8 protein-coding genes, 3 tRNA genes and 2 pseudogenes are annotated in these 6030 nt (G+C 38.9%); 9 read left to right on the top strand and 4 right to left on the bottom strand.

The window, feature by feature from the left end:
- Positions 1 to 119 precede the first annotated feature (119 nt).
- The 3 genes and pseudogenes from Q0236_RS01140 to Q0236_RS01130 form a co-directional block, all read right to left on the bottom strand.
- Positions 120 to 704 carry a hypothetical protein gene (locus tag Q0236_RS01140; RefSeq protein ID WP_297914024.1) on the bottom strand — a complete coding sequence of 195 codons (585 nt, stop codon included), beginning with the start codon at positions 702 to 704 and terminating at the stop codon, positions 120 to 122.
- Positions 705 to 839: 135 nt separating this feature from the next.
- Positions 840 to 1262, bottom strand: a pseudogene (locus tag Q0236_RS01135) (3-deoxy-8-phosphooctulonate synthase); the annotation flags it as partial.
- Positions 1263 to 1313: 51 nt separating this feature from the next.
- On the bottom strand, positions 1314 to 1901 hold the full coding sequence (locus Q0236_RS01130) for a transglycosylase SLT domain-containing protein (protein WP_297914021.1): 588 nt from the start codon (positions 1899 to 1901) through the stop codon (positions 1314 to 1316).
- A 128-nt stretch (positions 1902 to 2029) separates the two neighbouring features.
- On the opposite strand from Q0236_RS01130, the gene Q0236_RS01125 reads away from it, so the two are divergent.
- The 9 genes from Q0236_RS01125 (at position 2030) to Q0236_RS01085 (ending at position 4947) form a co-directional block, all read left to right on the top strand.
- A tRNA-Val gene (locus tag Q0236_RS01125) sits at positions 2030 to 2105 on the top strand.
- Between the two features lie 59 nt (positions 2106 to 2164).
- A tRNA-Asp gene (locus Q0236_RS01120) sits at positions 2165 to 2241 on the top strand.
- 11 nt (positions 2242 to 2252) lie between these two features.
- Positions 2253 to 2328, top strand: a tRNA-Lys gene (locus tag Q0236_RS01115).
- An 81-nt stretch (positions 2329 to 2409) separates the two neighbouring features.
- Complete coding sequence (locus Q0236_RS01110; protein ID WP_297914017.1) at positions 2410 to 2871, top strand: hypothetical protein; 462 nt, start codon at positions 2410 to 2412, stop codon at positions 2869 to 2871.
- A gap of 8 nt (positions 2872 to 2879) precedes the next feature.
- Entirely contained in the window at positions 2880 to 3215 is a 336-nt protein-coding gene (locus Q0236_RS01105) for a hypothetical protein (protein ID WP_297914014.1), read from the top strand.
- A gap of 75 nt (positions 3216 to 3290) precedes the next feature.
- On the top strand, positions 3291 to 3677 hold the full coding sequence (locus tag Q0236_RS01100) for an Imm41 family immunity protein (protein WP_297914010.1): 387 nt from the start codon (positions 3291 to 3293) through the stop codon (positions 3675 to 3677).
- A gap of 4 nt (positions 3678 to 3681) precedes the next feature.
- The gene (locus tag Q0236_RS01095) at positions 3682 to 4161 is read left to right on the top strand and encodes an Imm41 family immunity protein (RefSeq protein WP_297914008.1); all 480 of its coding nucleotides are present in this window, start codon (positions 3682 to 3684) and stop codon (positions 4159 to 4161) included.
- The gene (locus tag Q0236_RS01090) at positions 4154 to 4492 is read left to right on the top strand and encodes a hypothetical protein (RefSeq protein WP_297900659.1); all 339 of its coding nucleotides are present in this window, start codon (positions 4154 to 4156) and stop codon (positions 4490 to 4492) included. The genes Q0236_RS01095 and Q0236_RS01090 overlap by 8 nt, the downstream gene beginning before the upstream one ends.
- A 32-nt stretch (positions 4493 to 4524) precedes the next feature.
- On the top strand, positions 4525 to 4947 hold the full coding sequence (locus Q0236_RS01085; protein ID WP_297914005.1) for a hypothetical protein: 423 nt from the start codon (positions 4525 to 4527) through the stop codon (positions 4945 to 4947).
- Between the two features lie 306 nt (positions 4948 to 5253).
- Here Q0236_RS01085 and Q0236_RS01080 read toward each other — a convergent pair.
- A pseudogene (locus tag Q0236_RS01080) lies at positions 5254 to 6030 on the bottom strand (hypothetical protein); the annotation flags it as partial.

Genomic DNA, 6030 nt, shown 5'->3' with positions numbered 1-6030 from the left:
AAGCCTGCTCTTGTGAATATAGATATTGTTGCAAAGTGTGGAACCGGCTAGCGCGCGCAATGGGGCGAAATTAAAATTTAAACTCGCTAGCCTAAATTTAAAATTTTATAACCGTTCGCTTAAAATCCGAGTGCTTTTTGAATCGCGAGCGTCTGCGCTACGACGCGCTCTAGCTGCTGCAAATTTAGCATATTCGGTCCATCCGAAAGTGCGTGGGCTGGATCAGGGTGCGTTTCGTAAAAAAAGCCGTCCACGCCCACGGCCGCCGCCGCTCGCGCGAGGTACGGCACGAAGCGCGAATCACCGCCGCTCGTAGCGCCGATACTAGGCATCTGCACGCTGTGCGTCGCGTCGAAAATGACCGGTGCAAACTCGCGCATAATCGGCAGCGAGCGCATATCGACGATCAAATTTCCGTAGCCGAAGGTACTGCCGCGCTCGGTGAGCCAAACGCCGTGGCAGCGCGCCAGATCGTGCATCCCTTCGCCGCTCGGCTGCGGGGCATTTTGTGCAGCACTTATCGAGCCGTCTTGCGCGTTGAAAGCATGAGAGAGGTTTGGTTGCAAGGCGCTTTGCGCTTCGTTATCGCTTTGTGCGGTACAAGGCGTCGCCGTACCTTTAGTGGCATTTTCGGCACCGTTCTCAGCGCCGTAAGTATGAATAAAATTTTGTGCGTCCTGAGCGGTACCGCAAGAATTTTGCACGCCTAGCGCCGAAGATCCGTTATTCGCACCGCTTCGGGCGCCGCAAATTTCGGCATCGTCGGAGCAGGCGCTGTTTTGAGCGGCGTTTGTATCGCTAGATGCCGCGCCGCTTTGCGGGGTATAAGCCCGTGCGCTGCGGGTTTGCAGCACCTTTTCGACGCTGTGTTTCATCGCCTGTGGCGATAAAAACTGACCTTTTTTGATGTTTACTACCGCTTGCGTGCTAGCTGCGGCGACGAGCAGGTCGGTTTGGCGGCACAAAAACGCCGGTATTTGCAGCACATCGGCGACGCGTGCGACGGGCTCCGCCTGGTAGCTTTCGTGGATGTCGGTTAAAATTTTATAGCCGAACTTTTCCTTTACTTCGGCTAAAATTTCGCAGCCGCGCTCAAGCCCCGGGCCGCGGAAGCTTGAGATGCTGGTGCGGTTGGCTTTATCGAAGCTGCTTTTGAAGTAAAATTCCACCCCACTCATTTCGTTAAATTTGCGTAAACTTTCCGCGACTTGCATTATCAGCTCGCGGCTTTCGATCACGCAGGGCCCTGCGATCAGTATCATGAAATATCCTTTTTTAAAATTTGCGCGATTTTAGCGAAATTTTACTAACTCTTAATAGGGCTTGCCGAAAAATTTCTCGTAATGCTCGTAAAAGCGCTTGTAGTAGGGGTTTGAGTAGCGTTTGCGCATGCCGTAGTTGTAGCACTCGATCGTGTCTTTTATATTTTTATTTTTGGCGTTCCAGCATTTGCGCAGGATTTTAGCGCATTTGGTGAGGTTGTACATCGGATTAAATATATAATCGATCTCATTTCGGCTGAAATTTACGGCGTTTAGCTGCCCGAGCCCTACGTCGATGCTAAATCCGTCCTCGTACAGATACTTGGCGATCTGCACGGCGTAAATTTCGTTTGCTGGTATGATCGTAACGACCCATTTGCTGGAATTTAGGCTGTAGTTGCTCGCCTTGATGCGGATATTTTGATTGCGCAGACCCGCGAAATAATCAGCGTTTGCTTTGTTTGTCAAAAAGGAGATCGTGTAGGGCTCGAAGTCGCTTTCGATTTTGACGATAGTGTATAAAATTTCAGGCTTTACCCCTTCGTTTTGCGCTACTGCGGCGATGGCGTTTACGATCTCGTTCGGCGAGTAAGCGGGGGCTTGAAGCGCTAAAAACAGGGTGAAAACCAACTTTTTCATCTAAATTTACCGAGCCTTTGATAAAATTTTATGTCGCAAGTATAGCACAATTTCAGTCTTTTCATCATTGTTTAAGTGAAAATTAATCGTATTGGATATATAATCACATTTCTTTTTTAAACCCAAACGGTCGCTTAGCTCAGCTGGTAGAGCGCCACCCTTACAAGGTGGATGTCGCAGGTTCGATCCCTACAGCGACCACCATTTTGAAATCCTTGGATTTCATACTTCTTAACACTTGCGCTGCAAGTGTGATTTTTGGTGCGACGGTAGTTCAGCTGGTTAGAATGCCGCCCTGTCACGGCGGAGGTCGTGGGTTCGAGCCCCATTCGTCGCGCCACTTCTTACGATGTCTTGCTAGCTCAGTAGGTAGAGCATCTCACTTTTAATGAGGGGGTCGTTGGTTCGAATCCAACGCAGGACACCACTTATTTTATCACTAATCAAGTCGGCAAATTCTGTGATTGATCATTTATATCTAAAAAGGCAAAATAAGTAAGGATATAAAATGAAATTTTTTCTCATCATAATTAGTATATTTCTTTGTATTTATATTGTTCTTTCGGTGCTAAGTTTTTCACCTTGTGATATTAACGATATGTTGAGGCAAAACTACAATCGTATGGAGCAAAAATGCAGATTAAAATTGATACGACGGGCTAATAATGGCAACAGCGGGGCGCATAGGCGACTTTTCTATTTTTATGAATTTTATTTTTTAGATAGATATTGTGTAGATAAAAAGGCGCAGCAAGAATTAGACAAAGAAGAGCTAAATTTTATTAAAAAATTTCATTCTGGAAATTTAGATCTATGCACAAATAACGACTTTATAGTTGGCTTATTAAAAGAGTGCGTTTCGAAAGAGGGAAATTTCACATTATGTACCGAGCGGATCGGAAAGGAAAAAGAGATTAACATGGATGAAGTCATACATCTATATTACACGGATAAAAAACCAAAAGAATAAGAGATTTCATGAAAAATAAAATTTACTTTATTGCCGCCGCTATAATATTATTTGCGTGGATATTTTATCTATATAAAGAGCAAAGCGCCTCTTGCGATATAAAAGATCTTTTTATGGGCGATTCTGAAATAACAAAAGAGTGCAGGATCGTCATAATAAAGCAATTTGAAAAGAACGGTAACCCGCGCGCATATAAAAGGCTGAGTTTGGTTTATGGAAAAATTTTAAGCGAAAAACCGACAGAAGAGGTTTTAAACGAGCTAGATCAAGAAGAGATAGAATTTTTGAAAAAATTGTATCCCGATTCAAAAATTTTATCTAAAGAGTTGCCAAACAGAAAATAACCGATTTTTATAAACGCAAATTTGCCATAAAGACGGCTAACATTTAATAAAGAAATGAAAAAAGGACGGTGATTAATGGAGTTAGAACTTTTATACCAGAATTTAACGAATTCTGATAAATTCAGCATCAATTCGTTTGTCGGGAAATTTATATATCAAAGAACCTGGTCGGATTGCGACTATTGGGAGTTAGATAAAACTTTAATGCAGATTTTGAGCTTTTATCATAAAAAAACGCTTCCAAAAGAAATTTTCATCGCAATACTAGCGATATTTAATGATGTTATCGGCGTGGAGGACAAATCGGAAATTTATGTAAGCAATATATTGTGTGCGGAAAACAGCGACGGCGTAGTGCCTAGCATATATGATAGATTTGAAAGATTAAAGGTTCTGTGCAACAGCATCGTATTCAAAGAAAAGCTTAGCAATAGCGGTTTTTGGTATGCTCCAAAGGATTGATGCAATGAATCTTGTAAATTTTTATAGAAATACCGCATTTGATGATAGATATGATGAAAATTCCTTTATAGGTATGATTTTGGATTATAATTTATGGTGCGATGATGAATATTGGAAATTGGAAGCCGATTTAAAAAAGATTTTACAGCATTATAAAAACAAAGAGTTGGACCCAGAAATAATGCAAGGCATTATTTCTATCTCTAATGATATATTTCTAAACGGAAGTTGGCGCGACGTAGATATAGACGCAAAAAGCGAATGTTTTAAAACGTATGAATATCAAGAAGATACAAAGCCGAATATTTTCGATAGATTCCGTCGTATAAAAAGCCTATTATTGGCGGTTGCCTCAGGGGATGAAAATTTTTATAAAATCAAATTTTTCTATGAAAATTGTACGCTGGAGTCTTGTGCTAAAAATAGCAAAGACGGTGCGGTAGTTAAAATTCCATTAAAAGGAAATGCGGTTTTAAATGAATAAAAAGACGATTTTAACTATTTTATCGGGAATAGTCGAAGATGGCGATTATATCTCTTTATGGGAGATCGTTTGGGAATTAAATTCTATTAACGTTGCCAATTCGCTTAAAGTGGCGAAAGAAATTTTATTGTTTTTATACGAGCAAGGTTATATAAGATTGTTTAGTTCAAACTGGGGTTATGATACAGAAATGAAAGAGATATGTGATAAATCTGAAATTTTAAATATTTTAAGAGATGATAAAAGTTATGAGCCGGTCGGCGTAAATAGCAAATACTTTTGTGCGACCGAAACGCAGCAAGGAAGAGCTTATTATGCAAAACAATACTAAAATGCGAAAAACAGTAGTTTGGACGGTATAAAATGAGAATAAAAGCGCTTGATCTAAATTTAAGCCCATACGTCTATTTCTTTAGCGAAGCGGAAGATTTTAGGTTTAAGATTTTTAAAGATTTTCAAGCCGCGAGCGGGAAAAGATCGCTGGATTTTTATGAGCTTGAGGCGTTTAGCCTAATGAAAAGCACCGAAGTCTATGAGACCGATTCTATCGCTAGCACATTAATTCATAATTTTAGCTTATGCGATGATAATGTAAGAGATATTTTAATAATGCTATTTGGGCAATTTTATCTAAATAATTTCATCGATACCGATATAAAACATAAAACTAGCACCAATATAAATTTAAATATGAAAAAATTTGAAGAATGGAAAATTTTAAGAGAAAATTTCTTTTATAATTTAGATAAATTTATAGCTCGCCCATACGAATATGGAATGCGGTAAAAAATATTATGATGAAATTTTGATTCCTAGCCTCTGCAACAAATACGAACACATAGAGGTCGATATCGACGAAAAAGGGAAAGTGACAAGGTGGTATGGAATATAAAAGTAATAAAATTTAGGAGAATAAAATGGCGAGAGGAAGAAAAGCGCTTTTGCAATCACTTTTTGCTTTAGCGTTAATTGAATTTCAAACCAAGTATATTGATAATGCCGATGCAGATGCCGATGTATATACATCGCCGGAAGAATTGCTAGAGGACCTAAGTAGCGCCTGCATAGAGGCGCAATCATTTAAGGAAGAATTTACACAAGATGAATTAGAGCGATGTGAAGCAATGAGAGACAAGATAAAAAGTCTTCCCAATGAAGATATAAATCTGGAAAAATTTTCTCAGCTGTTTTTACAAATTTATCAATAAAATTATAATATTCGTCACCTCTAACTCTTTCAAATTTATTTCCCAAATAAAATTCATTCTCCAACAATTCTTTTCTATTCGTACCTGCATCAATCACAACTGGAAGAACTGTAGAAGGATCAATTCCAGCTGCAGCAGTATAAACCATTAACTTTCCAACTGAAATATCTACTCCGTTAGTTCCCCAATCCCCAATTCCTAAAATCCCTTCAGCATCTGTAACAACTATCAATCGAATATTTCTATCACTTGCGGCATTTTTTAAAATTGTTTCTATATTTTCTGGTTCTTTTACTGATAAATAAGCTGCATTCTGAGGGTTTACAAATAATTCGCTGTAATTTTCTATACTTTCTGCAATTACAGGATCATAAACAATAGGCATAAACTCAACAACATGTTCATTAAATAAATAATAAAACAACGTTCTATTTGTATTAAAAATTTCCATCAAAAAATGTCTTTTTTCTATTAACTTATCTTTCGCTTGAAATTGTTTGTAAACTTGTTTCGCTTGAATTTCTATCGTTTGAAATTGTGCTGGTAATAGTCCTAATAACCCATATTTTTCTCTTTCTTCTTTTGTAGTAGGGTCATTAAGACCAGTTCCATATTCTTTATATAACCCTACATCTACAATTCCATGCATAATCCCATCATA

The organism is uncultured Campylobacter sp. (assembly GCF_938031315.1).
GTDB lineage: Bacteria > Campylobacterota > Campylobacteria > Campylobacterales > Campylobacteraceae > Campylobacter_B.
This window is presented reverse-complemented; position numbering and strand designations above follow the sequence as displayed.

Excerpts from the sequence above, each read along its gene's own strand:
- Q0236_RS01130 (WP_297914021.1), bottom strand. The coding sequence starts at position 1,901 with ATGAAAAAGTTGGTTTTCACCCTGTTTTTAGCGCTTCAAGCCCCCGCT.
- Q0236_RS01110 (WP_297914017.1), top strand. The coding sequence starts at position 2,410 with ATGAAATTTTTTCTCATCATAATTAGTATATTTCTTTGTATTTATATT.
- Q0236_RS01105 (WP_297914014.1), top strand. The coding sequence starts at position 2,880 with ATGAAAAATAAAATTTACTTTATTGCCGCCGCTATAATATTATTTGCG.
- Q0236_RS01100 (WP_297914010.1), top strand. The coding sequence starts at position 3,291 with ATGGAGTTAGAACTTTTATACCAGAATTTAACGAATTCTGATAAATTC.
- Q0236_RS01095 (WP_297914008.1), top strand. The coding sequence starts at position 3,682 with ATGAATCTTGTAAATTTTTATAGAAATACCGCATTTGATGATAGATAT.
- Q0236_RS01090 (WP_297900659.1), top strand. The coding sequence starts at position 4,154 with ATGAATAAAAAGACGATTTTAACTATTTTATCGGGAATAGTCGAAGAT.
- Q0236_RS01085 (WP_297914005.1), top strand. The coding sequence starts at position 4,525 with ATGAGAATAAAAGCGCTTGATCTAAATTTAAGCCCATACGTCTATTTC.